The sequence below is a fragment of the Rhodococcus qingshengii JCM 15477 genome (assembly GCF_023221595.1).
In the GTDB taxonomy this organism is placed as follows: Bacteria; Actinomycetota; Actinomycetes; order Mycobacteriales; family Mycobacteriaceae; genus Rhodococcus_F; species Rhodococcus_F qingshengii.
Genome location: NZ_CP096563.1, coordinates 2,699,144 through 2,725,203, shown reverse-complemented (window position 1 = coordinate 2,725,203; position 26,060 = coordinate 2,699,144). Strand labels below are relative to the sequence as shown.

23 protein-coding genes are annotated in these 26,060 nt (G+C 61.6%); 1 reads left to right on the top strand and 22 read right to left on the bottom strand.

Annotation, left to right across the window (positions count from 1 at the left end; genetic code table 11):
• Nucleotides 1-10 precede the first annotated feature (10 nt).
• From M0639_RS12555 to M0639_RS12545, 3 genes are all read right to left on the bottom strand, one after another.
• Nucleotides 11-673, bottom strand: a complete 663-nt coding sequence (locus M0639_RS12555; protein WP_064073674.1) for a GAP family protein — start codon at nucleotides 671-673, stop codon at nucleotides 11-13.
• Nucleotides 674-986: 313 nt separating this feature from the next.
• Nucleotides 987-2,414 carry a hypothetical protein gene (locus M0639_RS12550; RefSeq protein ID WP_064073675.1) on the bottom strand — a complete coding sequence of 476 codons (1,428 nt, stop codon included), beginning with the start codon at nucleotides 2,412-2,414 and terminating at the stop codon, nucleotides 987-989.
• A 103-nt stretch (nucleotides 2,415-2,517) separates the two neighbouring features.
• Nucleotides 2,518-4,182 carry an alpha/beta hydrolase gene (locus M0639_RS12545; RefSeq protein WP_047271397.1) on the bottom strand — a complete coding sequence of 555 codons (1,665 nt, stop codon included), beginning with the start codon at nucleotides 4,180-4,182 and terminating at the stop codon, nucleotides 2,518-2,520.
• Between the two features lie 234 nt (nucleotides 4,183-4,416).
• Between M0639_RS12545 and M0639_RS12540 the strand changes: the two genes are divergently transcribed.
• Nucleotides 4,417-6,741 (top strand): ATP-binding protein, encoded by a 2,325-nt coding sequence (locus M0639_RS12540; protein WP_058038845.1) that lies wholly within the window; start codon nucleotides 4,417-4,419, stop codon nucleotides 6,739-6,741.
• Nucleotides 6,742-6,823: 82 nt separating this feature from the next.
• Here the strand turns inward: M0639_RS12540 and M0639_RS12535 are convergent, their stop codons facing one another.
• The 19 genes from M0639_RS12535 to M0639_RS12450 form a co-directional block, all read right to left on the bottom strand.
• The gene (locus M0639_RS12535) at nucleotides 6,824-8,641 is read right to left on the bottom strand and encodes an ABC transporter ATP-binding protein/permease (RefSeq protein ID WP_064073676.1); all 1,818 of its coding nucleotides are present in this window, start codon (nucleotides 8,639-8,641) and stop codon (nucleotides 6,824-6,826) included.
• Between the two features lie 31 nt (nucleotides 8,642-8,672).
• Entirely contained in the window at nucleotides 8,673-9,422 is a 750-nt protein-coding gene (locus M0639_RS12530) for a DUF6390 family protein (RefSeq protein WP_030535596.1), read from the bottom strand.
• A complete protein-coding gene (gene hypE / locus M0639_RS12525) occupies nucleotides 9,422-10,492 on the bottom strand; it encodes a hydrogenase expression/formation protein HypE (RefSeq protein WP_058038669.1) in 1,071 nt (356 codons plus the stop codon). Before hypE ends, M0639_RS12530 begins: the two co-directional genes overlap by 1 nt.
• The gene (hypD, locus tag M0639_RS12520) at nucleotides 10,482-11,594 is read right to left on the bottom strand and encodes a hydrogenase formation protein HypD (RefSeq protein WP_007735088.1); all 1,113 of its coding nucleotides are present in this window, start codon (nucleotides 11,592-11,594) and stop codon (nucleotides 10,482-10,484) included. The genes hypE and hypD overlap by 11 nt, the downstream gene beginning before the upstream one ends.
• Entirely contained in the window at nucleotides 11,591-11,890 is a 300-nt protein-coding gene (locus M0639_RS12515) for a HypC/HybG/HupF family hydrogenase formation chaperone (RefSeq protein ID WP_003942168.1), read from the bottom strand. The genes hypD and M0639_RS12515 overlap by 4 nt, the downstream gene beginning before the upstream one ends.
• A gap of 16 nt (nucleotides 11,891-11,906) precedes the next feature.
• A complete protein-coding gene (gene hypF, locus M0639_RS12510) occupies nucleotides 11,907-14,195 on the bottom strand; it encodes a carbamoyltransferase HypF (RefSeq protein ID WP_050655148.1) in 2,289 nt (762 codons plus the stop codon).
• Nucleotides 14,192-14,479: a HypC/HybG/HupF family hydrogenase formation chaperone gene (locus M0639_RS12505; protein ID WP_007735086.1), complete on the bottom strand. Its 288-nt coding sequence runs from the start codon at nucleotides 14,477-14,479 to the stop codon at nucleotides 14,192-14,194. Before M0639_RS12505 ends, hypF begins: the two co-directional genes overlap by 4 nt.
• Before the next feature lie 3 nt (nucleotides 14,480-14,482).
• Nucleotides 14,483-14,977 (bottom strand): hydrogenase maturation protease, encoded by a 495-nt coding sequence (locus M0639_RS12500; protein WP_030535599.1) that lies wholly within the window; start codon nucleotides 14,975-14,977, stop codon nucleotides 14,483-14,485.
• Between the two features lie 6 nt (nucleotides 14,978-14,983).
• Nucleotides 14,984-15,103 (bottom strand): DUF6893 family small protein, encoded by a 120-nt coding sequence (locus M0639_RS35190; protein WP_003942178.1) that lies wholly within the window; start codon nucleotides 15,101-15,103, stop codon nucleotides 14,984-14,986.
• A 48-nt stretch (nucleotides 15,104-15,151) separates the two neighbouring features.
• Nucleotides 15,152-16,513, bottom strand: coding sequence for a hypothetical protein (locus M0639_RS12495; protein WP_064073677.1), 1,362 nt, complete (start codon nucleotides 16,511-16,513; stop codon nucleotides 15,152-15,154).
• Nucleotides 16,510-17,148 (bottom strand): DUF6084 family protein, encoded by a 639-nt coding sequence (locus M0639_RS12490; RefSeq protein WP_007735081.1) that lies wholly within the window; start codon nucleotides 17,146-17,148, stop codon nucleotides 16,510-16,512. Before M0639_RS12490 ends, M0639_RS12495 begins: the two co-directional genes overlap by 4 nt.
• Nucleotides 17,145-17,765: a DUF5947 family protein gene (locus tag M0639_RS12485; protein ID WP_058038667.1), complete on the bottom strand. Its 621-nt coding sequence runs from the start codon at nucleotides 17,763-17,765 to the stop codon at nucleotides 17,145-17,147. Before M0639_RS12485 ends, M0639_RS12490 begins: the two co-directional genes overlap by 4 nt.
• 19 nt (nucleotides 17,766-17,784) lie before the next feature.
• Nucleotides 17,785-18,687: a NifU family protein gene (locus M0639_RS12480; RefSeq protein ID WP_064073678.1), complete on the bottom strand. Its 903-nt coding sequence runs from the start codon at nucleotides 18,685-18,687 to the stop codon at nucleotides 17,785-17,787.
• 3 nt (nucleotides 18,688-18,690) lie between these two features.
• Nucleotides 18,691-20,484, bottom strand: a complete 1,794-nt coding sequence (locus tag M0639_RS12475; RefSeq protein WP_007735075.1) for a nickel-dependent hydrogenase large subunit — start codon at nucleotides 20,482-20,484, stop codon at nucleotides 18,691-18,693.
• Between the two features lie 54 nt (nucleotides 20,485-20,538).
• Nucleotides 20,539-21,654 (bottom strand): NADH-quinone oxidoreductase subunit B family protein, encoded by a 1,116-nt coding sequence (locus tag M0639_RS12470; RefSeq protein WP_042922651.1) that lies wholly within the window; start codon nucleotides 21,652-21,654, stop codon nucleotides 20,539-20,541.
• Nucleotides 21,655-21,835: 181 nt separating this feature from the next.
• Nucleotides 21,836-22,636 carry a hydrogenase nickel incorporation protein HypB gene (gene hypB / locus M0639_RS12465; RefSeq protein ID WP_064073679.1) on the bottom strand — a complete coding sequence of 267 codons (801 nt, stop codon included), beginning with the start codon at nucleotides 22,634-22,636 and terminating at the stop codon, nucleotides 21,836-21,838.
• Nucleotides 22,637-22,638: 2 nt separating this feature from the next.
• Complete coding sequence (hypA, locus tag M0639_RS12460) at nucleotides 22,639-22,968, bottom strand: hydrogenase maturation nickel metallochaperone HypA (RefSeq protein WP_073512368.1); 330 nt, start codon at nucleotides 22,966-22,968, stop codon at nucleotides 22,639-22,641.
• A 149-nt stretch (nucleotides 22,969-23,117) separates the two neighbouring features.
• The gene (locus M0639_RS12455) at nucleotides 23,118-24,749 is read right to left on the bottom strand and encodes a cutinase family protein (RefSeq protein ID WP_042450727.1); all 1,632 of its coding nucleotides are present in this window, start codon (nucleotides 24,747-24,749) and stop codon (nucleotides 23,118-23,120) included.
• 181 nt (nucleotides 24,750-24,930) lie between these two features.
• Nucleotides 24,931-26,043: an alcohol dehydrogenase catalytic domain-containing protein gene (locus M0639_RS12450; protein ID WP_007735068.1), complete on the bottom strand. Its 1,113-nt coding sequence runs from the start codon at nucleotides 26,041-26,043 to the stop codon at nucleotides 24,931-24,933.
• Nucleotides 26,044-26,060 lie beyond the last annotated feature (17 nt).

Below are 26,060 nucleotides of genomic sequence, written 5' to 3'. Positions count from 1 at the left end.
AGAGCGGGTATCAGAAGATTCCGCCAATTCCCTTGCCGATCAGAACAACTCCGACGACCAAGATCAACACACTCATCACCGTGGTGTTGTTGTCCTGGAGCCAGACTTTGAGATTGGCCAATGGCTTTCGCAGGCGATCAGCAGCCACCAGGTATCCGATGACCGGGATCGCGACAGTTGAACTGGCGATGACCGTGAATACGAGAATCGAGGTGATCGCTCCGCTGGTCGCCAACGACGCCGAGCCGATCGACACTCCGGCCGCGATGCACATGAGCAGGTTCTTCGGGTTGATCGCGGCGAGCGCGAATCCAAGGCCCAATCCCTTGGCCGCGGTCATCTCGTCGACGGCTTGCATCCACTTCGGTGTTTCGTGCTCGCCGCTGCGCCCCCGCCACTGCTTGACCCCGACGGCCAACAGAAGGACACCGAGAGCTAGTTTGATCCACGAAACCGTGGCGGACGGTCCGTCGTCTGACGTGCTGACGACACTGGACAAGATGACGAAAAGAACTGTAGCGATGAAGATTCCGAGTAACCAGCCCACCGCGAACCCGGCGCTGGTGCTACCCGCTCGCTTGGAGAGCAACATCAAGATAGTGGCGATGACGGCCACCGGCGACACGGCGACACCGACGGCCAATGGGAGAAGTTCTCCGACAACGGAACCCATGTCAAAACTCATTTCTGATTGCAGCAAGCAGGATAGGCGGTAGGCGAGAAAAGGCGCCCCTGTCCGCCACGGCGGACAACAGAGCACAGCTGATACCGCTGCGCGACAATGCTGACACTGCGAGCGCCTGCGTAGTTGATGCCTCATTCGAAAGGGATGAGTGCCTGAACCGCAGGCCTCGATTCCCCACCGAAGATCGCGAAAAGACTTGGCTAACGGTGTGTCGGCTGCGCTCGCAGCAGAGCGCAGCCGACATCATCGAGGAGGATCACCAGACACAATCTCGAGTAGTGACCTCACGCGTAAAGACGGGTTACTTCGCGCAGCCACTGCCCTCGAACGCGAGCTTGGACGTATATTGCCCGTCCGGCAAATACTCTCCCATCACGGCCTTCTCGTCGCCGGGCGTCTTGGTATCGTGTGCAGCGTGGCTGAAGTCCTTGGCCGGCAGCATGTTCCGCATGATCAAGAGGGAATCGTCGGGATGCCCTGCGCCGTCACCGGCCGGCGAGAGCGAAAGCCATGACACCCCACATTCCTTCGTAGCGTTTGCGGGTCGGTCTTCAGGGAGCGACGCGACAATCGTGTAGCGACCATCCGCATCAGTGGCCATCTGCTCGTCGAACAGACACGTCGCTACCTTCGTCGTTGCCAGCGATTCATTGCTGCACATCGACCAGAACCGCATGTCGACCGCGCTGTCGAGATTCTTTGCGCCGCCTGTAGTCTTCGGAGTCCTCGGCAACTCTCCCCGAAGTACTAGAACTTCGCCGAACCCACGGTTGACTTCGGCTGTGACGTAGCTGTTGTCGATGTTGGAGTACTGCCCGCCCACCCGCTGGGGTGTGCCATCGCATTTGCCGAGATAGGTACAGCCGAGCGTGAACTCGGCGCTGTAGTACGCCCGCCAGACTGGTGTCTGCTCGGAAGGGAATGTCGCAGGCTTGCCCGGTTGGTCACGCAATGCCTTGTACGTGTCTAACGGCAGCGAAGCCGGCTTCAAGATTCCGTTGTCCGCACCGACCGCTGAACACAGATCCTGCCCCCGCAGCACTTGACCACCGGGAAGGTGCAGCTCTGGCTCAGGCAGTCCAACGCCGCCGGTGAGATCACGCCCGTTGTCCGGCAGGTAGATGCGATAAAGCAGGCTTATCCGGTCCTGACCTGGCACACCGGCATACAAGGTGTTGGGTTTCGGCTCAACAGGCGAGGCCTCGTTGAGGACGGAAGCCGTGTACGACCTGGCACTTTCGTTCGATCGATCGGCACCGGGAAGATAGGTGTTGCGCGAACCTGCGTCGGGAGCTGTCGAAATGTCATTGAGGACGGCGGTCGGCATCGCGGTTGCCGCGTTGTACGAGTTCAACGACTGATAGCGCGCATGCGCATACTGCCCTCGGATAACCAACTCGGCGTTCTCGGGGATTGTGAACTGCGCAGCCCAGTAAATCGCCGCAGTGTCAGGAAAGGCGTAGTTGAGCTGTGGGTCCGCGCGCTCGGGATTGATCGGCACGGACCAGAAGCAGGTCGACACCGGATGCTCGACGTCCGGTCCGCCGGATCCGAAATCGACAGAACCAGATTCGGATCCGCTAGCCGAACCGGTTCCTGATCCGGATCCGCTCGACGAACCGAAATCGACAGATCCGACCGCCGGCGCGGCAACCGCGGACCCAGCCCCGGCAAATACAGTGATCGCGCTCAGCGCCACCGCAGCTACGAGTGTTCTTGATGAATGCATCGCGCTCCTTGTTAGATAGCTGACAAACAGTGATAGAACGATCTAGAGCGAGTACTCCCGGTCCAACGACGAGAGACCGTCACGAGGTCCGCACTCCGCACTACTACTTGGTGGGTTGAAAGTCGTTCGTCAGAGCGCCGCGAATCGCGTCGGTGTCCGACTGAGACCAGTTGTCGGGGTGCAGGATCCGCGCCCACATGTCCGCCGCCTCGGCACCGTAGTTGTGCCCGTGACCTGGCGGAACGTCCGCCGAGAAGACCATGTCGAGTGTCACCTGCCAGAATGTCACGAACGGTATCCACGTCATTCCCGGATCGACATCACGGCCGAGAGGCTCGGCAAGCCAGTCCGGCTTGTTCAGAAGCAGGTCGAAAGACCACCAGACAATTGGGTCGCTGGCGTGCTGCCAGTACATGACGCGTGAGTCGTTCCACGGCGCATCCAGTTCGAGATCCTCCGGATAGGCAGCGAAACGAATCGACTGCCCGTCGTCGATCACCGGCACGGCTTCCCGTGAGCCGGAGTCACGACTGCTGGTGATCTCCTGCCATTGAGCGGTGAAGTTCGGAGTCCCCGACCACAACGCCCCATCCACCCGCGTCGCCATGTCCTGTGCTCCCGCGAACGCGGCCTGCCCCCCGTACGATCCGAGGCTCTCGCCGAAAACGACAAGCTTGGGGCGCTTGTCGAGCGGCAGATCGATCCACTTCGCATAGACAGAGTTGAACAGCGCCCGGCCTGCGGCCATCGGGGTTTCGCGATCGGCGATGAATGCCAAAGGGCTGGGAAGGAACGAGTACTGCATCGCCGCGATGGCGGTGTCGCCGCCCTGGACGTATTCGAAAGCGGACGCCACGTCGTCGTTCACCCAGCCGCGGCCGGTGGTGGTCACTACTGCCAGGACGGCACGGTCGAAGCCGCCGGTGCGCTCGAGTTCGTTGACGACCCGCTGCGCGACACCGTCGACGGAATCCGACGACTCACGGCCGGCGTACACGCGGATGGGTTGCTTCGCGTCCCGGCCGGTCAGCGCGGAAATCTGCACCGCAGACGGCCCGCTACCCATGAAAGTGCGACCCTCCTTGCCCAGCGAATCCCATGCCTCGGCAGACATGGGTGAACCACTGCGTTCGGCGATCAGAGGCTGGTCGATACCATCGGGCGTGTCGTTGTCCGCGCCGGAGAAACTCCAGTTCGCAAAAGCGATGAGCCCGTTGTAGAGGGCACCGTTGACGACGAAGATCGCCAACGCGAAGACGACGACCAAGCTCGCGACTTTCGCTGCTTCCTTGGGAACAAACCGCAGAGCAACGGCAGCGAGCCCTCTGGTGAGATACCGCAGACCACGACCCACCTCCAACAAGGTCAACCACACCACCAGCGAAATCAGCAGCACCAGAAGATAGTTCGCCCGGTTCACGCGAGGCGCCTCGACCAGATCACGGACGATCTGCTGCCACCACGAACCCAAGATCAGAAACAGAGGCACCAATATCACTGCCAGTACGGCGAGTACGGCCCAACCGATCCGCTTGGTCCGGTCCGACCATCTCGGTTCGACTCCGCATTTGCGGATCATCCACGCCACGCTCACACCGATGCCGTACCCGGTGGCGACGGAAATACCGGTTGCCACGCCCTGCAGGTACCACGCGCGCGGTAAGAGGGACGGGCTCATCGAGAGGACGAAAAACACCAGACCGAACGACAACCCGACCGAGTGCAGCGTTTTGCCGTAGCGCCGCACACCTTCCCACACACGTTTCATGCCCGAATCGTAAGTGCGCCAGAAAGATGAAATGCGCCTCTCATCCCTTTCGAATGAGGCGCGAACTACGTCGGTGGAAAGTGCTCGCTATTCCACGTCATGCACCGAAAAGCTTCGGCCCAACGGCAATCACGGGCGAACACCGGTGGTGCCTTGACAGATTTCGCACACGCGATTCCGCGTACACTGTGTGGGGTCAATCCACTCAGGACGTACAAATTCGGCGCGATTCTCATGGCGGCAAAACGAGGAAACCTACCGATCGAACTGAGCAGTTTCGTCGGTCGTCGGTCCGAGGCCAAAGAAGTCCGACGCCTGCTATCGGACTACCGGCTTGTGACCCTTACGGGCCTGGGTGGGGTCGGCAAAACCCGCTTGGCGCTCCGTGCCGCCGATGATTCCTCCCGTGCGTTCCCCGGGGGCGTCTGGTTCGTCGACTTCAGCGAACTGCGGGAGCCGGCACTTCTCGATCAGACGATTCTTGCCGCACTCGGAGTACAAGACCGATCTACGCGGTCACCGCGATCGGTACTGATCGGCCGTCTCGTCGACGAACGTGTCCTGCTTGTTCTGGACAATTGCGAACACCTCATCGGCTGGGTTGCCGACACCGCCGCCGAACTTCTCCGGTGCTGTGCCCGATTGGCACTTCTGGCGACCAGCCGAGAACCGCTCGACATTCCCGGCGAGATGGTATTACGGGTGCCGCCTCTGCGATTTCCCACCGAGGCGCCGTCGCCAACCGACACCCGTGATGGTGATGCGATGATGCTGTTCGAGCAGCGGGCACGTTCCTCCGTGACGGACTTCCGCATCACCAGCGAGAACAGCGCGGCTGTGGAGAAGATCGTCCGCCGGTTGGAAGGACTACCACTGCCGATCGAGTTGGCGGCTGCCCGACTGAGGGCGATGTCGGTCGATCAGATCCTGCAAAAACTCGACGACCGCTTCCAACTGCTGACGCGGGGCAGCCGGAACGCTCCAGCGCGTCAACAAACGCTTGCACAGAGTATCGACTGGAGCTTCGCTCTGTGTACGCCGCCGGAGAAGTCGTTGTGGGCGAACTCGAGCGTATTTGCGGGTAGCTTCGATCTCGGGTCCGTCGAAGGAATTCTCGCCGACGAAGCACAGAACGACGACTTGGGCGATCTCGTGATGTCCCTTGTCGACAAGTCGATCCTCATCCGTGAACAAAACGGCTCTTACGTCCGCTACCGCCTACTCGAGACTCTTCGCGACTACGGGCGTGAACTGGTGTCAGTCGACGAGTGGGTCTCGCTGCAGCGCAGGCACAGTGAGTGGTTCAGGCAACTCGTCTTCCGCGCCGGAGTCGACTGGACGGGGCCGCACCAAATCGATTGGATGACGCGGATCGACCGCGACTTACCCAACGTGCGCACCGCGTTGGAATTCGGTCTGACCGAACCCGACTCGGTCGAAGCCACATTGCGTACCGCAAGTGCCTTGCATGATTACTGGCTTGCACGTGGTCGATTCAACGAAGGTCGCTACTGGTTGGGTCGCGCCCTGGCCGAGGTGCCCGAACTGACCGAGGGCACTCTCGATGAGGCGGTAGTCGAGGCCGCCGCGACAGGCGCACTGCTGGCAGCCCTCCAACGAGATATCGCTTCGGCGACAAGCATTGCCGAAGAGGCTCGGCGACAGGCCGAGATGCAGCGGAACGACGACGGACGCATACTGGCGCGGTACACGCTCGGATTCGTAGCGGTCGCCGACGGCGATCTCGTGCGCGGCGCCGAGTACCTGGAGCAGGCTGTCGCAGCATTCCGGGCAAACGACGACATCGCCCGTCTGGTACCCGCGCTCTACTGGTTCGCCTTCGTCGTCGACGCACTCGGCGAAACCGACCGGGCTGCAAGTATTTACGAGGAGGAGTTGGCCCTCACCGAATCGCGCGGCGAAATCTTGTGGCGGTCGATGACGATGTCGGACTACGGATCCGCCCTGTGGCGTCATGGCAACCACGCTCGCGGTATCGAGCTACTCGAAGATTCTCTCCGATTGCTGCGAGGGCTGGGTAACCAGTTCGGATGTGCATGGTGCCTCGAGGAAATCGCGTGGACGCTTGTCGACCGGGACACAAAGCTGGCAGCCACACTGATGGGAGCTGCCGACACGCTGTTCACCGCCACGGGCAGCCCGATGGACACCTTCAGGAGCATGGTCCCGTACCACGAAAACAGCGTGACCGAGGCTCGTAACCGGATCGGAGACAGGGTGTTTCAAACAGCATTCGCTCATGGACGAGCTCTGACTCTCGACGACGCAGCGGCCCGCGCGCTGAGAGAGCAACCGCCCGGTGGATCACCGAAATCGGCGGCCGACGAAGTGCTGACTCCGCGGGAGCAGCAGGTGGCCGAACTCGTCGCACAGGGCCTGACCAACCGAGCAATCGCGGACAAGCTGGTCATTTCTCAGCGCACTGTCGACGGCCACGTCGATCACATACTGAACAAACTGGGGTACGGCTCGCGCACCAGGATTGCGGCCTGGGTGCTCCAGCGCACAAACGACTTCCGCAACCCTTCGACCTCGTGACGGTCCGTGTCTCCGATCGATCGCGGCGCGGCGGGTAACCCGGCCGAATCCTGTCGCAAGAATCCGACTGTCGAAAGTTTTCTCAGCCTTCGTGATCAGCGAGAGTCCAGTGTCCCGCACCGCGCAGTTCGAGTTGTCGATTGTGAAAAACGTCGAGGGTGCTGCGATGCCCGACGCTGACAATGATGCTGTCGGGCAGTTCACGGCGAAGGATGTCGTAGAGCGTGTACTCGAGGCCTTCGTCGATTCCGGATGTCGCCTCGTCGAGAAATGCGGTTCGCGGTCGGATCAGGAGGACTCGGGCGAACGCCAACCGTTGTTGTTCGCCCGGCGACAGAATTCGAGTCCAATCAGCCGGCTCGTCGAGCCGACCGATCAAATGTGCGAGATGCACCTCGGCGAGCGCGTCGTGGAGCCTGCGGTCGTCGAAGTCCGAGCGCCCGGTGTTCGGCTGACCTGAGGGCAACTGGTCCGGATATGCCAAACCCGCGCGCAGAGAACCCAATGGTAGGTATGGCCGTTGTGAGAGGAACAGGACGTCTCCGACCGGGGTGGTCACGGAACCGTTTGTGTACGGCCACAACTGCGCGATGCTGCGGAGCAGCGTGGTTTTGCCGCTACCCGACGGACCCTTCACCAGCAGTGCATCGCCGGGCCCCAGTGACATGTCGAGTTCGGAGATCAACGCCTCACCAACCGGCGTGCGCACGTCGAGTCCCCGAACAACCAAATGACTGCCAGCGGAGAACGCGTCGAGCACGGGAAGTGCGCGGGCACGTCGATTGGCATCGGCGAGCCCGGTCAAACGGATCAGTGTGGCCCGGAAACTTGCAAAATCGGCATAGGACTCTCGAAAGAACGACAACGAATTGTGCACCTGGCCGAATGCTTGAGCAGTTTGCATCACGTCGCCGAAAGTGATCTGCCCGCTGAACAATCGAGATCCCTGGACCAGAAACGGAAACACCACCGCTGTCTGATCCACTGCCAGATTGAAGCCACTGAACTTGAGCGTCCGGAAGACGATCGCCCACATATTGCGGATCACTGCAGCAAAACGTAGTCCGAGCGTGCGTCGTTCGACGTTCTCTCCGCGATAGAAGGCGATGCTTTCGCCGTACTCCCGTAGTCGAACCAACGCGTACCGGAAGCTGGCGCCGAGTTTCTCGTTCAAGAAGTTCAGCATGATCAAAGGCCGGCCGATCCAGAATGCGAGTGCCGTGGTCACCAACACGTAGATGTAGACGAGAAAGATCATCGCTCGCGGAATCTCGGCACCGAAAACAGTCAAGGGACCGGACAGATCCCACAGGATCTTGGTGAAGCTGACGATCGAGACCATTGCGGCGACGGCGCCCATGGACAACGTGCGGGACGACGTCGCGAATGCGGTGATGTCTGCCTGAATACGTTGGTCCGGATTGTCGACCGGGTTCTCCAGGAAGTTTCCGCGATAGTAGGCGCGGCCGTCGAGCCAATCGTCGGTCAATGTGTCATTGAGCCAACTGCGCCAATTGATATCGAGTGTTTGGCCTACCAGGTAGACGACGAGTGAGCTAGCGACGTGGACTGCGGCCAATATCGCGAACACTCGCAGGTAGTGCCAGAAAGCGGTTTCGTCAAGGTTCTGAATGGCGTCGTAGAAATCCTTGTACCAGTACGAGAACAACACCGTCACGCGGACACCGAATATCGTGAGCAGCAGCAGTAACGCGAGAATCGACAGCGGAATGACGGTGCGCCGGGGATCGAAGTAGGGCCAAGCCATTCGCCGAAACTGGTTGCCCCAGACGGTATACCGAGCAAGCAGCAGCGCGGTGACGACGAGAACCACTACCGTGATCGCATATGCCTCTGCCAACCACAGTGCGCTGTCCGTTACCGCGCTACCCCAATTCACCGTAGCCTCCGTCCTGGAGGGGAACTGACGATCACATATCGGTCGACAGCATTCGGTTCGCGATCCGCAATCCCGAGTCTTCCGCGGCATCCAATGCACGTGATTGCTCTGCCGTTATCCTGTCGCACACCCAATCCCAGTGCATCGTCACCACAGCGCCGGGGACGGGCATCGCCGCAAGCGCGTTGCCCTCGACCCTCCACCGCACTCTCTGCGTTGCCGGTCGGCCGCGTGCGAGTTGCTCACCGTCGAACTCGAGCGGGGACGAAACCACCAATGCATGCTCCTCGCCGACGTCCTCGACCACTCCCCATCTGATCCGGCAGTTCTGGAGGACGGACAGTGGGACCGCACCGCGCTTCCGAAGAAGCTTGACCCACGGATACACCAGAAATACGTGAAAACTGTGGTGCGCGAGCGCGCGGTCCCGACCCCCGAGGACGGGGAGGAACCCGGTGTTCTCGCGTTCACCGAATGCCCCCCTCAAGTGCTGTAACAACTTCCCCGAATCGAGAGAGTCGAGGAGATCACCTCCCACCCAATAGGCTTCGATCACTCGCGGATCCAGGGGGTCGTCGATGCCCGCTCCTACAGCCAATGCCTCGAGGTACGGCCACGCACCGTCGAATTGACGAGCGTGATCACGGTCGCCGCTGCCCGAGTTGCCGCTGGCCAGACGAAGCAGCACTGAAGGATCGTCGGGTCCGCAGTAACCCAACTCGTTCGGCGGATACGCGTAGCGGGCAAACAATGCCGGCCCGTTCATACCGACGGCAGTCATCAGCAGATCCGAGGAAGTTGTTCACCTGCCGGCAAATCCACTACCCGATTGCCTCCCAATGCCGTACGCGCCACCACCATTGTGCGATGTTCGGCCACGCACTCCCCGATCACGGCGGCTCCCACACTCAGTGGATTGCCGTGCATCGCTTCCAGAACCAGGGCGGCATCTTCGCGTGGAACGAAAGCGATCAACTTGCCCTCGTTTGCGACGTACAACGGATCCAAGCCGAGTAGCCCACAGGCGTCGCGCACGTCAGCGGGAATCGGCAGATCTCGCTCCACCAGCGCAACCCCGATGTTCGACGCCTGAGCGATCTCGTTGAGGGTCGCGGCGACTCCGCCCCGCGTAGGGTCGCGCAGGACGTGGATGTCGACGCCGGTGGCAATCATGTCGGCCACCACGCCGTTCAGGGCCGCACAATCACTGCGCACTTCGGTCCCGAATTCGAGACCTTCGCGACAACTCATCACGGCCACGCCGTGAACGCCGATGTCGCCGCTGACGATCACGACGTCACCCACTTGTGCGCGAGTGGGGCTGATGTCCACCCCGTCGGCGACAATCCCGATTCCGGCGGTGTTGATGAAGACTCCGTCTCCGTGACCGGCATCGACGACCTTGGTATCACCCGTCACCAGCCGAACGCCGGCAACGTGCGCGGCCTCACCGAGCGCCTTAGCGATTCCCGCGATGTCGGTCAGTGCGGTCCCTTCTTCCAGGATGAATGCCGTCGACATCACCAATGGCTGCGCTCCAGTCATCGCCAGGTCGTTCACCGTTCCGTTGACAGCGAGATCGCCGATAGTTCCGCCGGGAAACACCATGGGTTTGACGACATACGAGTCGGTCGAGAACGCGAGCCGCACCCCGCCGACGTCGAATACGGCCGAGTCACCGAGTTCTGCATCGGCAGCGCTTCCGAACGAGGGCAGGAACAGGTGCTCGATGAGCTCGGCGGACATCGCTCCTCCACCACCGTGCCCCATGACGATGTTCGGCGAATCACGCAGCGGCAGTGGGCAGACCCACGCCGACAAGTCCACGACAGCGGTCTCCTCAGCCGGCATGACCCGCCTCCTGAAGTTCCAGGCGCCGGTACAGGTAGTACGCGGCGCACGCCCCCTCGGACGACACCATCGTGGCACCGAGCGGATTCCGCGGAGTGCATTCCTTCCCGAAGGCACTGCACTCGTGTGGCTTGATCAAACCTTGCAACACTTCTCCGGAACGGCAGACGCTCGACTCGTCAGTGTGGATATCGGTCACCGAAAAACGCTCTTCGGCATCAAAATACGCATACTTCGGTGCCAGCTGCCAACCGCTGTCCGGGATCGATCCGATGCCGCGCCACGTCCGGTCCGACACGGCGAACACATCCTCGAGCATCGCTTTCGCTGCGGTGTTGCCCTGCGCGGTGACGGCACGGGCGTAGGCATTTTCGACCTCGTATCGACCCGATTCCAACTGCAGCACCGTCTTTCGGATGCCCTCCAGCAGATCCAGCGGCTCGAATCCGGTGACGACGATCGGGACCTTGTACTTCTCGGCCAGCGCCGGGTACTCCGACGTTCCCATCACACTGCACACATGCCCGGCCGCCAGAAATGCCTGCACGCGGCACTCTGGCGAATCCATGATCGCGGCCATCGCCGGCGGGACCAGAACGTGCGAAACGAGTAGCGAGAAGTTCTCGATACCCAGGCGATTGGCCTGATAGACGGTCATGGCGTTGGCCGGCGCGGTGGTCTCGAATCCGATCCCGAAGAACACCACTTGCCGGCCCGGATTCTCCTTGGCAATAGTCAGTGCATCCAACGGTGAGTACACCACCCGCACGTCACCGCCGGCGCTCTTGATGCGGAACAGATCCGACGAACTCCCCGGAACTCGCAACATGTCCCCGAAGGAGCAGAAAATGACATCGGGTCTTGCCGCGATTTCGAGAGCTTTGTCGATGATCTCGAGCGGGGTGACACAGACCGGGCATCCGGGTCCGTGGATCATCTCGATCTGTTGGGGAAGTAATTGATCGATGCCGTGTCTGATGATCGAATGTGTCTGACCACCACACACTTCCATGATCGCCCATCGCCGTGTGGCCAGCGCACGGATCTGATCCAGCAGTTTGCCGGCCAGTTCCGGATCGGAGAACTCGTCCAGATATTTCATGATTCCGTCTCCTTCGGTTCGATCCCCGCGGCCCGGGCAGCCCTTTCGAACCCGTCACCGAATTCCTCTTCCAGTACGCCGAGGTGCTCGAATTCCGCCAGCGTGCTGCGAGCGGATTCCTCGTCGAGTCGCTGGATGGCAAATCCGACGTGCACCACGACGTACTCGCCGACTTGGGCGCCCGGAATGTACTCGAGACACACTTCTTTTCGGACGCCACCGAAGTTCACCACCGACATCGTCGTTCCGTCGCGTTCCTCCAGGGACTCGATACGTCCCGGTACGGCTAGGCACATGACACAACTCCTGACCTCATGACGAACTCCCCACCAGCACTTGGCCGTAGGCGAGACCGCCGTCGTTCGGCGGCAACTCCAGTCCTGTCAACGGCGTGAATCCAGCGTCTGAGAGCAGAGCACACGCCCGAACGAGCAGTAGAGGGTTCTGAAAGACACCTCCGGTGAGTACTACCTCGTCCACTCCCGCCAGTTCCCGGCCACGAATTGCCCACTCGAGCACCAGGTGCGCTACGGATTCGTGGAAACGGGCGCCGATCACTTCAGCGGGCAACTTCTCCCGGAGATCGCGGACAACAGCCCGAATGACCGACCGCGGATCTGCTGTCCACGAATCGTCGTCCGACTGCGTCCAATCGAAGGTGTACCGCGAACCGGCGCTGTCGACTCCCCTCGACACCCCCTCCAACTCGATGGCAGCCTGCGCTTCGTAGTCGACCCTCTGACGGACCCCGGTCAGCGAGGAGACTGCGTCGAACAACCGCCCCATGCTCGAGGTGTCCACGCACCCGAAACCGGTTTCCATCTGGTGAAGTAGGACCGACTGCTCTCGGGGCGGACAGGCTGCCACGGGCGCGAGGTCGGATTCCCAGTCCAACCCGGCATGCCACAGGTGGGCGAGCGCCATTCGGTACGGCCGTTCCACTCCGGCATCGCCACCGGGCAGCAGTACGTATCCCAGATGCGCGAGACGGCGATAACCCTTGTACGTCGCCAGCAGTAGTTCCCCTCCCCACACTGCGCCGTCCGCCCCGTAGCCGGTGCCGTCGAACGCTATTCCGAGAACTGGTTCGCTCCCGTCCCGGCCGTTCTCCCCCATCACGGAAGCCACATGTGCGTGGTGATGCCCGACGATGCGCACCGGTCGGTCACCACTACGACTGCGAGCCCACGAGGACGAGCGATACCGAGGATGCTCGTCACAGGCGATCTGGTGCGGCACCACCCCCGTGATCGATTCGAAGTGACTCTCCGACGCAGCAAAACTGTCGATGACAGCGAGGTCGCCCATGTCTCCGATGTGCTGACTCGGCCACACATATCCGTCCTCGGCAAGACAGAAGGTGTTCTTCAGGTCGGCCCCGACCGCCAAGGTAGGCGGTACGTCGAACGGCGCGGTGACGGGCAGCGGAGCATATCCGCGCGAGCGACGAAGCAACTGTCTTCCACTGCCGACTATTCGCATCACCGAGTCGTCACACGGCATCAAGATCGGACGGTTGTGGGTCAATACCCCGTCGGCCAGGTCACCCAATCGTTCGAGATCGTTGTCGGAGTACAGAATCGGCTCACCGCCGATGTTCGCCGATGTCATGACCAACACCGCTGGGCCCGCCTCTTCTCCGGCCAAACCCAGAAGAAGATGCTGAATCGGGTTGTAGGCCAGCATGATTCCGATATCCGGAATGCCGGGGGCAATCAAGGGGGAAAGCGCGTATCCAGACGCTTTGGCAACCAGCACAATCGGGCGCTCGCGCGAGGACATGGCATCAGCCTCGGCATCACCGACCACACCCAACTCTCTGGCTTCTGGCACATCGCGCACCATCACCGCCAACGGCTTGCTTGCTCGATGCTTGCGTTCACGCAACTCGTGAACCGCGCGGTCGTCGCGGGCATCACAAGCCAGGTGAAATCCTCCGATTCCCTTGACAGCAAGAATCTTCCCGTCTCGCAGTAGGGATCGGGCTCGTAGCAGTGCACCCTCACCGGTCACGGCGGGCGCGTCCCCTTCCACGAACGATAGCGTTGGACCGCACTGCGGGCAGGCAATCGGTTGCGCATGAAACCGGCGGTCGGCGGGATCCACGTACTCCGCCGCACAGTTCGCGCACAACGGGAATCGCTTCATCGTCGTAGCGGCCCGGTCGTAGGGCAGCGATTCGATGATCGTGAATCGCGGACCGCAGTTGGTGCAGGTGATGAATGGATGACGATATCGCCGATCGCTCGGATCAGTCAGTTCCCGGAGGCAGTCGTCGCAGATCCCGACATCCGCCGGCGCCAAGGTTCGCCCGACCGACCCCGCATCCGTCTCGACTATGCGAAACCCCTCACGACCAACCGGCCGCGAGTCCTCGCGCTCTACCGACTCCACCCGTGCCAGCGGTGGGGGGCGGTTTCGCACCCGAGCGACAAATGCATCGATTGTCTCTCCGTCGCCTTCGACGTCGATCACGACACCGAGAGCAGAATTTCCCACCGAACCCGACAGTCCCAGTTCGGTGGCGGTCGCATGGACGAACGGCCGGAAGCCCACCCCCTGGACTACGCCACGAACGATGACACGGCAGGCGATCTTCATGTCCCGACCTCGCCGTTACCAGTATCGGAGTCGACTACCTCACCGTCGTGGCCACCACGGCCCATCAGTTCGAGGCCGGCCCGAGCGTGGCGAGCTCCCTGCTCGTCGACCTTCTCGACTGCGAAGCCCATGTGGATCACCACCCAGTCACCTGCCGTGACGGTGCCTTCGTCGAGCATTCCGATGTTGACCTTGCGTGGTGCCCCCTCCACGTCGACGAGAGCGAGTTGACCTCCGTATCCGTCCAGTAGTTCGCGTACCCGTCCCGGAATCCCCAGACACATGACTCACACCTCCGGCCCCAGTGTGGTGGCATCACAGTCCACGTCGATGGACCGGACGAGTGCCAGCACCGCAGAAGCGGCTTGCCTTACCGAATCACGCATCTCCGCACTCAATCCGATTCCGTCGCCGATCGATTTCGCATGTGCCCCCACCACGAACGTCCGCGGGAGTGTTCCGCCGAGGGCCTGCAGGCTGGCAAACACCGAACTCGGATGCATCGAGTGCGCGTCGAAACCTCCTTGCGGGCCTTCACTTTCGGGGTCCACTTCGATGATCGCGAGCTTGCCCGGGACTCCGGTCGCCGGTAAGGCGTCGATCAGGACCAGGGCGTCCCACGACTCCAACAAGTCGTACGCCAGATGCACGCCCCGAATCCCGTAGTCGACCAGGCGAGCTCCCGATGGGAGATTCTCATGCTGCAGCGCCCGAACAACTTCGGGGCCGAATCCGTCGTCTTCGAGAAAAATGTTTCCGACACCTGCAATCAGCACGCGCACAGCGCTTTACATCTTTCGCATTCGCAGATAGCGCTGGATGTCCGGCATCGACACCACCAGGACGATCGCGGCTGCGATCGCGGTGGCGCCGAGAAGTGCCGTCGACAGCAATCCCATGCTCCTCATGGCGAGTTCTCCTCTCGATAGCGGTGAAGTTCGATAGCTGTGAGTACGTCACGCGCTGTCGCGCGGCATCGGCTCTATCTCGTCCGGCGCGAAGTACAGGTAGCGGCCGTACCAGTTGTGCAGATCGGCGGCCGGATCGTCCAACAGTGTCACCCCAACATGAATGTCGCCGTCCACGTCTTCATGAATGGTGGCGACGTGGGCGATCCGGCCGTCGAAGAACAGGTCCTGAGCATCAGCGCGGCGTGAGGGGTGGAGCCGAACCGTACTTCCACCAGAGACACGGACGCCGTTGATCAGAACTGCGTCGGTGCGTGGTTGAACACTGGTGTCGGCTTCCGGGGTCCACCAGTCCACACCGTCAGGCACCTCGGGTATCAGATCAGAACCGGCATTCGAATCTCGCAGCACGCCGTGCAGGCCGGCTAGATCGTCGTCCGTCAATCGCTCACATCGGTCGATGATGTCGGCAGCTCTGGAGTCGGTAGCTCGCGCCCGCGCCTTTTCCTCGTCGGTCATGGCAAGGATTCTCAGGGTGAGAATTTCGTCGATCTCGGTCGAGTCGAAGAGAGATCCCTCGCTCTGCGGCGCAATCTCGGGAAAGTCGTACAGGATGATCGGTGACACCAGAACGGTGGGAGATGTGCCAGGGTGAGTGGGGTCCTCGGTCCCCGCAAGCACCGGATAACAGCGATTTTGCCGCAACTGCTCCGAGTGATCTGCTTCTTCGAACAACGACAGGAACCTCGAGCCTGTGCAGTTCACAATGACGTGAGTCCCCAGCATCGATTGCGCGGTGGCCGTGCCCTTGTCCCGTGCGTAGACGCTCGTGGCGTTCATGATCTCCACGGAAATCACCGTGCGTCCGTCCCCGGCGGAGGCGCTCACTGCCAAGAGGCCATTGACCGGAAGCCGTGTCCGAACGATCCGTCCGACCACCCTGCCCCGAGAGTCCGACAAAGTCTCTCCTTCGACAACTCCGGCCGCACAGAAGGTTTCTTCGACGCCGGCCTCGAGTTCGTCCAGACCCCACGGACCCAACACGATCTCGGACTCGGTGGCTTCGTCCCACGAGATCGACTCCCGCTCGCCGACTACCAACCGATCGACCGGGATCCACGCCCCGCCGGCGCCGAGTCGTTCAACCGTCCGCGACTGGTGGTGCAGAAATCTCACAGTCGCAGAAACTTCGACGCCGTTCCGCTCGAATTCGCCGAGCAGACATTGCGCGGACATCGACGGTTCCTCGCCGACTCCGACCTCGGCGGCGCCGGGCGGTCCGAGAACCCCGAACTGCCAACGGGATTGATTCTTCGCCGAGCCGGCCCGGTAGGGATAGAGAAGATATCCCTCGTACAGGACGGCGTCGGCCACGGCCCGAACGTCGTGATCCATCCCCGTTCGAGTCATCGCGGCACCTGGCTCGCCGTCAGCAACTGCCGCACGGCTGAATCGAGGTCCGTGAGGCCGTGCGCTGCCTTGAACCGCACGAGATCGGCAATCGTCTCATGGTCGAGGCGTACCCAACCAGACGCCGGATAATGCGCAGCCATCAGCTGTTTCCACACGTCGACCGGCAATTCGTAGGCAGCAGATCTGTCCCACGGGATCTGCTGCACGGAGAACCCACGCGGTCCGTCGGTGAATACCGTGCCGCTCAGTAGAACCACGATCGGAATCGTTCCGTCTCCGAGTGCGTGCATGTACTTCGACGCCGTCACCGAGAAGTCGTACGTACACGCCATGGGCAAGGCCGCGACCGTTGTTCCGGTGAATCCTTGAACGACCGTGGAACATTCCATCCACAGGAAGGTGCGCAGCGTACTCGACCAACGCTCCCGCGGACCGAAGAGATCGCGCAGACCTTCGCCTTCGGCGTCGGAGTACGGTCGGCGGTGTGGTTCGATTCGTACCTGCGCGCGCAGAGCCACCGCACGGACGGTCGTGCCGGTGGATTCCGACATTCTCAATCTCACCGTCAGATTCGGCGTAACCGCGTACGGTTCCACCTCCATGTTGTCGATCGAGAAGTCGAGAACAGTCATGCCGACCTGCTTCGCGCCTCGACGCGCCCGAAGAACTCGTCCACTGCGCGTGCGGCATCCTGGCCACCGTCGAATCCGCGCCACACGGTGCGCAATCGTCCCACCAGTTCGTAACAGGCGTCGATGGGAACAACGAAGCATCTCGGCGATTGTCCTGACGTGGGCACCGACACGATCAACGCCTCGACGTCGGCCCGCATCTGCGCGAGCCCCGGATTCTCCTCGAGCACAGTCTCGAACGAGTCGATGGGCAACTCGGATTCGGTAGCTCCGGCCGGTCCCGGATAGAGGACTATGTACTTGTCGAGGAGTGAGTTGCGGAAGAAGAATGCCAGGCCGACGGGGATTTCCAGAGACTCCCACCGGCCAGGGCCGAGGTCGAAGTCCGGAAACTCGAGGTACCGATCGGGAACCGCTTTGTATCGAAGGTCCGCGTCGACCGGTGCAAAGAGTAGATAGCAGGGTCGGCACACGCACATCAGGCTCCGGACCTGTACGTCCACGACGTGCTGGTGTTCGTCGCCTATGCCCGCCGCACACATCTCACACCTCGGTCCGGTCGGAACGACACGCGACGAGGCGATTCGTGTGAGCACCTCTCCCACAGTGACTTTCATGACCGGGCTGCGTTCACGGCTAGGTCACCGGTATCACAGAATCGTCAGCAAGCGCGACCGAGAGCACTCCGTCGCGAATCAGCACCGGCACAGGCGCCAGGTGCTCGGAGCCGGTGCCCACCCGCGCTCCCGCCCCGTACACACTGAAGTGGGCAGAGCACGTCGGACAGGTGAGGACAGCGGCGTCTCGGGCAGGACGGCCCATCATGCGTTCGAGCACAGCCCCCGCCATCGAGTGCTCACACACCGGGCAACGGTCGCGATACGCGTACAGATCGTCACCGGAGCGGCAGACCAACAGATCGGTGCCCGACACGCGGAAGCCCGCGACCTCTCCCACCTCGACTTCGGCGAATTCGGGGACCTCCACCCAGTGCGTACCTCCCCCGTCGGCGTGAACGTGCGAGAACAGGGACTCGACCGAAATCACACCCGACTTCAGCTCATGCGAATCCGGTGTTTCGACGTCGATTCCGGTGGTCTCGGGTGCCGCCGCCTGCACCGCGTCCTGGACCGCGGTTTCGAGGGTCACCGAGGACGAAGGGCAACTGCTACAGCTTCCGAGAAGCCGTAGTCGCACTACGCCGTCCGCCACCTCGATCAGTTCGACGTCGCCTCCGTGCGAACCGAGGTACGGACGCACGCTGTCGAGCGCAGTGCGGACGCGGGTCTCCACGTCGTGCGGGTGAAGTCCGTGCACCAGTAGCAGGCTGGACACCAGATCGTCGCGAACCATCGCATCCATCGTGGCCGGATCTGCCAGAGCGACGGTGCGTTCGAGTGCTGCGCCGTACAACTGCACGACCTCACGCACCAGTTGCTCGGCGCGATCTCTCGCCACCGGGCCTGCGCCGGCGTTGGCCTGCAACAACGTCTCGATGCGCTCACCTGCTCCGCGCCAGTAGTCGGCCGATTGCTCCATCGATCACTCCCCGGTCACGGACTGCGTCGGAGAGTGCAACTTCTCCAGGGTCTTGCCACCGCCGAGATACATGTGAACACCACACGGCAGGCAGGGATCGAAACTACGCACGGTCCGCATGATGTCGATGCCCTTGAAGTGGTCTCGATCGTTCTCCTCGAAGATCGGCTGACCCTGCACGGCATCCTCGTACGGGCCGGGGGTTCCGTAGCTGTCGCGCGGGCTCGCATTCCACGGTGTCGGTGGGTACGGGTGATAGTTCGCGATTTTTCCGTCACGAATCACCATGTGGTGTGAGAGAACTCCGCGGACGGCTTCGGTGAATCCGCAACCGATACCCTCGTCCGGGACCTCGAACGACTCCCACGTCTTGGTCCGGCCGGCCCGGATCTCGACAAGCGCCTTCTCGGCGAAATGAAGGGCAGCCGCGGCTGCGTATGCCTGGAAATACGTTCGCGCGCGGTTTCTTTCGAGGGTATTGCTGCCATGTTCGGGAATCTTCCACTCGAGCGAGACAGGACCCTTCAGTGCTGTTTTCGGAAGATTGATCTTCACACTGTGTCCGGTCGACTCCAGGTATCCGATGTCGACCAGGCCGGCCAGAGCGGTGCTCCACAGACGAGCCAATGCTCCCCCGCCCGTATCCAGAGCAAGGTTGTCTTTTCCGTCGAACCATCGCGGTGACATGACCCAGCTGTACTTGTCCTCGAGGTTCCGCTTCTGCGGGTGAGGGTTGGTGTGCTGATTCCACGGGTGCCTGCGATCGACCGGGTTACCCAGCGGATCGGTTTTGACGAACATCTCCTGATCACTCCAGTCCTCGTAATACGAGGAGCCCAGCATGATCCGGATACCGAGGTTGATGTCCACCAGATCCGTGGTGACCAACTTTCCGTCGACAACCACACCGGGAGTGACAAACATCTTCCGGCCCCAGTCGGTCATGTCCTTGTAGGAGAAATTGCAGTACTCGGGGTCTTGGAACGATCCCCAACAACCCAGCAGGGTCCGCCGCAGGCCAACCTTTTCGTAACCAGGCATCGCCTGGTAGAAGAAGTCGAACAGGTCGTCGTGCATCGGCACGACCTTCTTCATGAATTCGACGTACCGCATCAGCCGCGACATGTAGTCCGTCATCAGTTCGATCGTCGCGACGGTGCCGACGCCGCCGGGATAGAGCGTCGACGGGTGAACGTGCCTGCCCTCCATCAAGCAGAACATTTCGCGAGTCGAACGCGAGACTTGCAACGCTTCGCGATAGAACTCACCCGTGAACGGATTGAGAGTCCGCATGATGTCCGCGATCGTGCGATACCCGTGCTGCTCCTCGTGCGGGCAGCGCGTGTTCTCTGCCTGCGCCAGCACACCGGGATTCGTCTCGGAGACCATCTTCTCGCAGTAGTCGACGGCGACAAGATTCTCTTGAAAGATGTTGTGGTCGAACATGTACTCGGCGGCCTCGCCGAGATTGACGATCCACTCGCCCAGATGCGGCGGCTTGACGCCGTACGCCATGTTCTGTGCGTAGCACGAGCATGTGGCGTGATTGTCACCGCAGATGCCGCAGATACGACTGGTGATGAAATGCGCGTCGCGCGGGTCCTTCCCCTTCATGAACAGGGAATACCCGCGAAAGATCGACGACGTGCTGTGACACTCCACCACTTCGCGATTGGCGAAGTCGATCTTGGTGTAGATACCCAGACTGCCGACGATTCGGGTGATGGGGTCCCACGCCATCTCGACAAGACCGTCGCGGTCTGCAGTCGAGGTGGGTTCGGGAACGATGGCCGTCATTGCAGTGCCTCCCAGAGACGTTGCTCACGAACTGATTTGAATGTATCCGGTCGGTCACCACGTACGCGTCGCACCGGTGAGTAATTTCGACCCGCGCTCGCGCCAGTGCGGTTCCTTGTCCAACGTGTTTCCGGTGATCCGGCGGAGACTGTGGATCACGGACCCGTACATTCCCACCGCATTGGTGGAGAGTTTGCCGCCAGGTGGTTCATCCATGAACGGCATGAACTTGTCGGGGAATCCCGGCATCGTGCACCCGATGCAGATCCCGCCGACATTAGGACACCCGCCGACTCCGTTGATCCAACCACGTTTGGGGACATTGCATTTCACGACCGGTCCCCAACATCCGAGTTTGACGATGCACTTCGGTGACCCGTACTCCGTCGCGAACTCACCCTGCTCGTAGTACCCACCACGGTCACAGCCCTCGTGTACGGTGGCACCGAAAAGCCACTGCGGGCGCAGGGATTCGTCCAAGGGAATCATCGGCGCCTGATCAGTGGCCATGTACAGAAGGTAGGTCAGGGTCTCGGAGAGGTTGTCCGGCTGAATGGGACACCCGGGAACGCAGACGATCGGGATGCCCGCCTTCGATTTCCAGGTCCACCCGAGATAGTCCGGCACGCCCATCGCACCGGTCGGATTGCCGGCCATCGCATGTATGCCGCCGTAGGTCGCGCACGTACCGACCGCAACTACCGCAGTGGCTTTCGGTGCCAGCTTGTCGAGCCATTCGCTCGTGGTGACCGGTTGGCCGGTTTCGCGATTGTTCCCGAAGCCGCACCAATACCCCTCGTCGTGAAGTTTCTCGTTCGGTATCGATCCTTCGACAACAAGAACAAAGGGTTCCAGTTCTCCGCGGTCGGCTTTCCAAAACCACTCCAGGAAATCGTCAGCGCCACCCTGCGGTCCGCATTCGAAGTCGATGAGCGGCCAATGAACCGCTACCTGCGGCAGGCCGGGCAAGGCGCCGAGCGCGATCTCCTCGATACTGGGTTGCGTGGCTGCAGTGAGCGCCACCGAATCTCCGTCGCAACTGAGACCGGCATTGATCCACAGCACGTGGATCAGAGTTTCTTCCGCTTTGGCCGCTGCGCTTGCGGGGGTAGCTGCGCTTTCGGAGGCAGGTTCCGCCGTGGTGCCAGCAGTCGATTTTTGTGTGTCCATGTCAGCCGCTTTCACGGGTGCACTTGCGCCTTGACTCTCAGCGCCGCGACTGGCCTGACACGCTATGGCCTCAAGACTCTGTGGCCTCGAATTGCCGCGGCACCGAAACGCTGACGCCACCGGAGTCGAACCTCGGCCCACTTGCGTGGCACCCACTCATTTCATTAACTACCCGAGCAGATCAGTTGTCAACGGCCACCGGAGAAATCGCCGAACGACTACCGATCCACTCGTACCACTCGTCCATGCCCTCACCTGTCGTGGCAGACAAAACAACAACGCGCACAGCAGGATTGAGTATTCTCGCCTGCTCGACGCAGGCATCGACGTCGAACTCGACGTACGGGAGCAAGTCGATCTTGTTGATCACCACGAGGTCCGCGACAGCGAAGATGTGTGGGTACTTTTTCGGCTTGTCTACCCCCTCCGGCGTCGAAATTAGGACAACCTTGCCTTCCTCGCCGAGGTCGAAGAGCGCGGGGCACACCAGGTTTCCGACGTTTTCGATCAGAAGCAGCGATTCTTCAGCGGGATCCAAGGCGCGCAGTGCGCGGTCGATCATCGCGGCATCGAGGTGACATCCGGCCCCGGTATTCACCTGCACCACCGACGCGCCGGTCTCTCGGATCCGCTCGGCGTCGAGCCGGGTTTCCTGGTCACCTTCGATCACGGCTATCGGTCGCTGACATCCGAGCTCCCGGATAGTTCGCGCCAGCAATGTCGTCTTCCCCGCGCCGGGGGAACTCATGATGTTGAGCGCCGTGATTCTGCGGCTCCGCATCCACTGACGATTGTGAACCGCAATGCCGTCGTTCTTGGCGAGCACCTGCTGCTCGAGAATCACGGTGTGGTCGGGGTGGCCGTGCTCATGGTCATGCTCGTGACCGTGCCCGTGACCGTCGTGTTCCTGCTCGTGTTCTCCGTCTGCGACTACCGACACCCGAGGTCCTGTGGTGTCCCCGCACCCACACGTCGCGCACATGCTCAGCTCACTTCCATCGACAGGATCCGTAACTCTCGGCCGGCAAGCACCTCGACATCAGCACTGCCGCATTCACACAGCAAGAACATGTCGGGCGGCGAGAACATCACGCCGCAGCTTTTGCATCGCGCGCTGGTTGCAATCTCATCGATGTGCAAGCTGGCACCTTCGGCGTGAGTACCCGCGGTGACGACGTCGAAGCAGAACAGCAGAGAGTGTGGAACCACCGCGCAGAGTTGCCCTACTTCAAGCCGCACGCTCGATACTCGTCGCTCGCCGGCGCGCTCACACACGGCTTCGACCACACTCTGCGCAATGGACAGCTCGTGCACGGTGAAACCCACGATTCGTGATCCGGAAACCTCCCTTCCACGATAAGCACCAACGGTCGTTGTGCGTAACCCGTACACGAAAACAGGCTGCGATCCGCAACTAATTGCGGATCGCAGCCTGTGACAGCGTTTTTGACGAACGGAAACCTCTAGCCGGCTGCAGCTTGTGTCGTCGTTGTCGTCGATGTTGTCGTCGCCGTGGTCGCGGCGGGCGGTGCACTCGACTGGACCAAAGTCGACGGCGCCACGGTCGACGTCACACTCGGCGTCGCGGCCGGCGCAACCGATGACGTCGTCGGCACCGCGGGTGCCGGTGCTGCAGATCCCGAACCTGCGGGTGCGGGTTGTGCAGCTGCGCCCGTGGTTGTGGTGGGCTTGGCCGAGTCGGTAACCGAAGGCGAAGCAGCCAAGGCATCGATGGCATCCGCCATCTCTTCTGCGGTCGGCTTCGCCGACGAATCGACCGGCTTGCCGTCTTGCGCCTGTTTGGCCAGATAAGTCAGCCACGCCGCTGCATACTCCGCTGACGTCAGGGGCTTGCCGTTTGCAGCATCCGAATCACGCCAGTAGTCGAAGTGGTGACCGACGTCCGGGCCCAAAGTGAGGCCGTACGGATCGTTCATGACGACGGGGATCGTGTTCTGGTTCGTGGCGATGAGGCCGACGATTTCCTTGAACAGTTTCTGCGGCAGGTACGCCAACGGCGACACTTCCTCCGTGGAAACCGAGTCCTTTGCGACTGGCTTGGTGGTGGCCTCGCTCGGCTTGTACGCCGGGTCGGACACCTTCAGCAAGACATCGAGGAAGGTTTCGTCGCTCTGCATCCAGGTGGGATTGCTCGAGATGTCGTTGAACGCGTCGAACATCACGCGTCCCATCACAACCGCGATATCCATGCCGGTGGCGGGCGTCAGATTCTGCGCTTGCAACTGGTCGACGTTGAGCTGCCGACCGACGTTTGCCGCCAGGATCAGGAGTGAAATGTTCTCGGGGGCTGCGCAGGTGAGGTCGCCGTCAGAGCAGAACGACGCAATCTTGCCTTTCAGGGCCCCGAAGTCCCCACTGGTACCTGGAAGTGCACCAGATCCGGAAGCGGTGTTCTTACCGTCCTGATATTGCTCGTTGAAACCGTCAGGGTTCATGTAGGGGTTTTTCGCGCCGGGGAACGGGCCCTCGCCCGCGAGTCGACCGGCGTCGGCGAAGATCACCACACCGACGACGTTGTCCGGATTGATGCCGGAGGTGCTCGACTCCGAGCCGATGTCCATCGCCACGCGGCGCACTACGTCAGCGCCCTCGCTGTAGCCGACAATCGAGAACTTCGTGTTCGGGCATGCGGCACTGATCGCCTTCATGACCGCTCGCGTGTTGTCCGCGCCCGTCGTCACGGCTTCTTCGTAACTGTCCATGTTGGCGGGGTACGCAATGTAGACCGAGGCGTACGAGCCGTCCTTGACCGACCCGGCGGGCGCCTTGAGTACCGGGTCCACCCAGTGGCTGCTGTAGTCGTCTGTGAGCGCCGCCGGGAGGAGTGTCTTTCCATCCGCACCGACGAGCATCTTCGTCGTACCCTCGACCGGCGTGTCACCGCGACCGGCGACACCGATCCCGACCGTGTCGTGACACTCGGTGACAGACGCGGTCAATTCGGTCTCGATCGTCTGCGATTGCGGAGAATCCACGGCAACTGCGACCGCGACCAGTGCGGCCACGCCGAGCGCTGCGGGCGCTACTGCACCCGCCAGTATTCGATGTCGCGAAAAGAACCCACGAACCGGCATATCTTCTCCCCAATCAACTTTTGGAAAACGTACGACCGACCCCCGGGGCGTCACGCAACGTCATTCGAGTAGTCGTCCAGTACGAGAGGAGCGTTACAACGGGTAACGATTTTCCGTGGCGACTCGGGAGGGAATCGGGAGCGCAAACGCCTCATTTCCGCTGCATAACACCGACGTGCACCTACTCCGCGTCGAAGATAATGACCTGTCGGATTGCTTTTCCGTCGGCGAGTTCGTCCATACCCGAATTGATGTCGGCCAATTCGATTCGCGAGGAAATGAGCTTCTCGACCGGCAGCTTCCCGTCGCGCCACAACTGCGCGTAGATCGGGATGTCGCGGGACGGGACCGCAGATCCCAGGTAGCTGCCGATAATGGTCCGCGCTTCGGCGACCAGTCCGAGAGGTGAGATCGACGAGCGCGCGTCAGGCGCCGGCAACCCGACCGTGACGGTCGTGCCACCCGCTGCCGTCGCAGCCACCGCTGTCTCGAAGGCCCGAGCATTTCCCGCGGCCTCGACGACGATGTCTGCGCGAACGCCACTCTCGGACAGGCCGGACGGTGTGAAGACCTCGGTCGCGCCCAGTTCCAGCGCCTGAGCCAGCTTGGATTCCAGTGCGTCGACACCGATGACGTTCTCGACCCCGAGTGCCCTCGCCGTCAGGATTGCGGCCATCCCGACGCCACCCAAGCCGACCACCATCACGGTGTCTGCCGGGCGAGGCTTCGCCGCGTTGAGGAGCGCTCCCCCACCGGTCAACACCGCACAACCGAGTACGGCTGCAATTTCGGCCGGGATGTCGTCGTCGACGGGAACAACCGACTTGGCGTTGACCACAGCATGCGTCGCGAAACCCGAAACACCGAGATGATGTTTGACGTTCTCGCCGGAGCGCCGCAGTCGATGCGCGCCACCGAGCAAACTGCCGTCGTTGTTGGCAGCGCTACCCACCGTGCAAGGCATCCGGCCGTCAGTGGCGCATCCCGCACATTCACCGCACCGTGGAAGAAAAGTCATCACGACGCGGGTGCCCACCGACAACGAATCAACTCCGTCGCCGAGTTCGATGATTCGACCTGCCGCCTCATGGCCCAACAACATCGGCACCGGTCGTACCCGATTGCCGTCGACCACGGAGAGGTCGGAGTGACAAAGCCCGGCAGCTTCGATCTTGACCAGGATCTCACCCGGGCCCGGGGATTCGAGGTCGAGTTCCGAAATCGAAATCGGAGTCGACTCTGCGAAGGGACGCTTCCGGCCGATCTCTTCGAGCACTGCACCACGGATCTTCAACTGCACACCCCGATTTC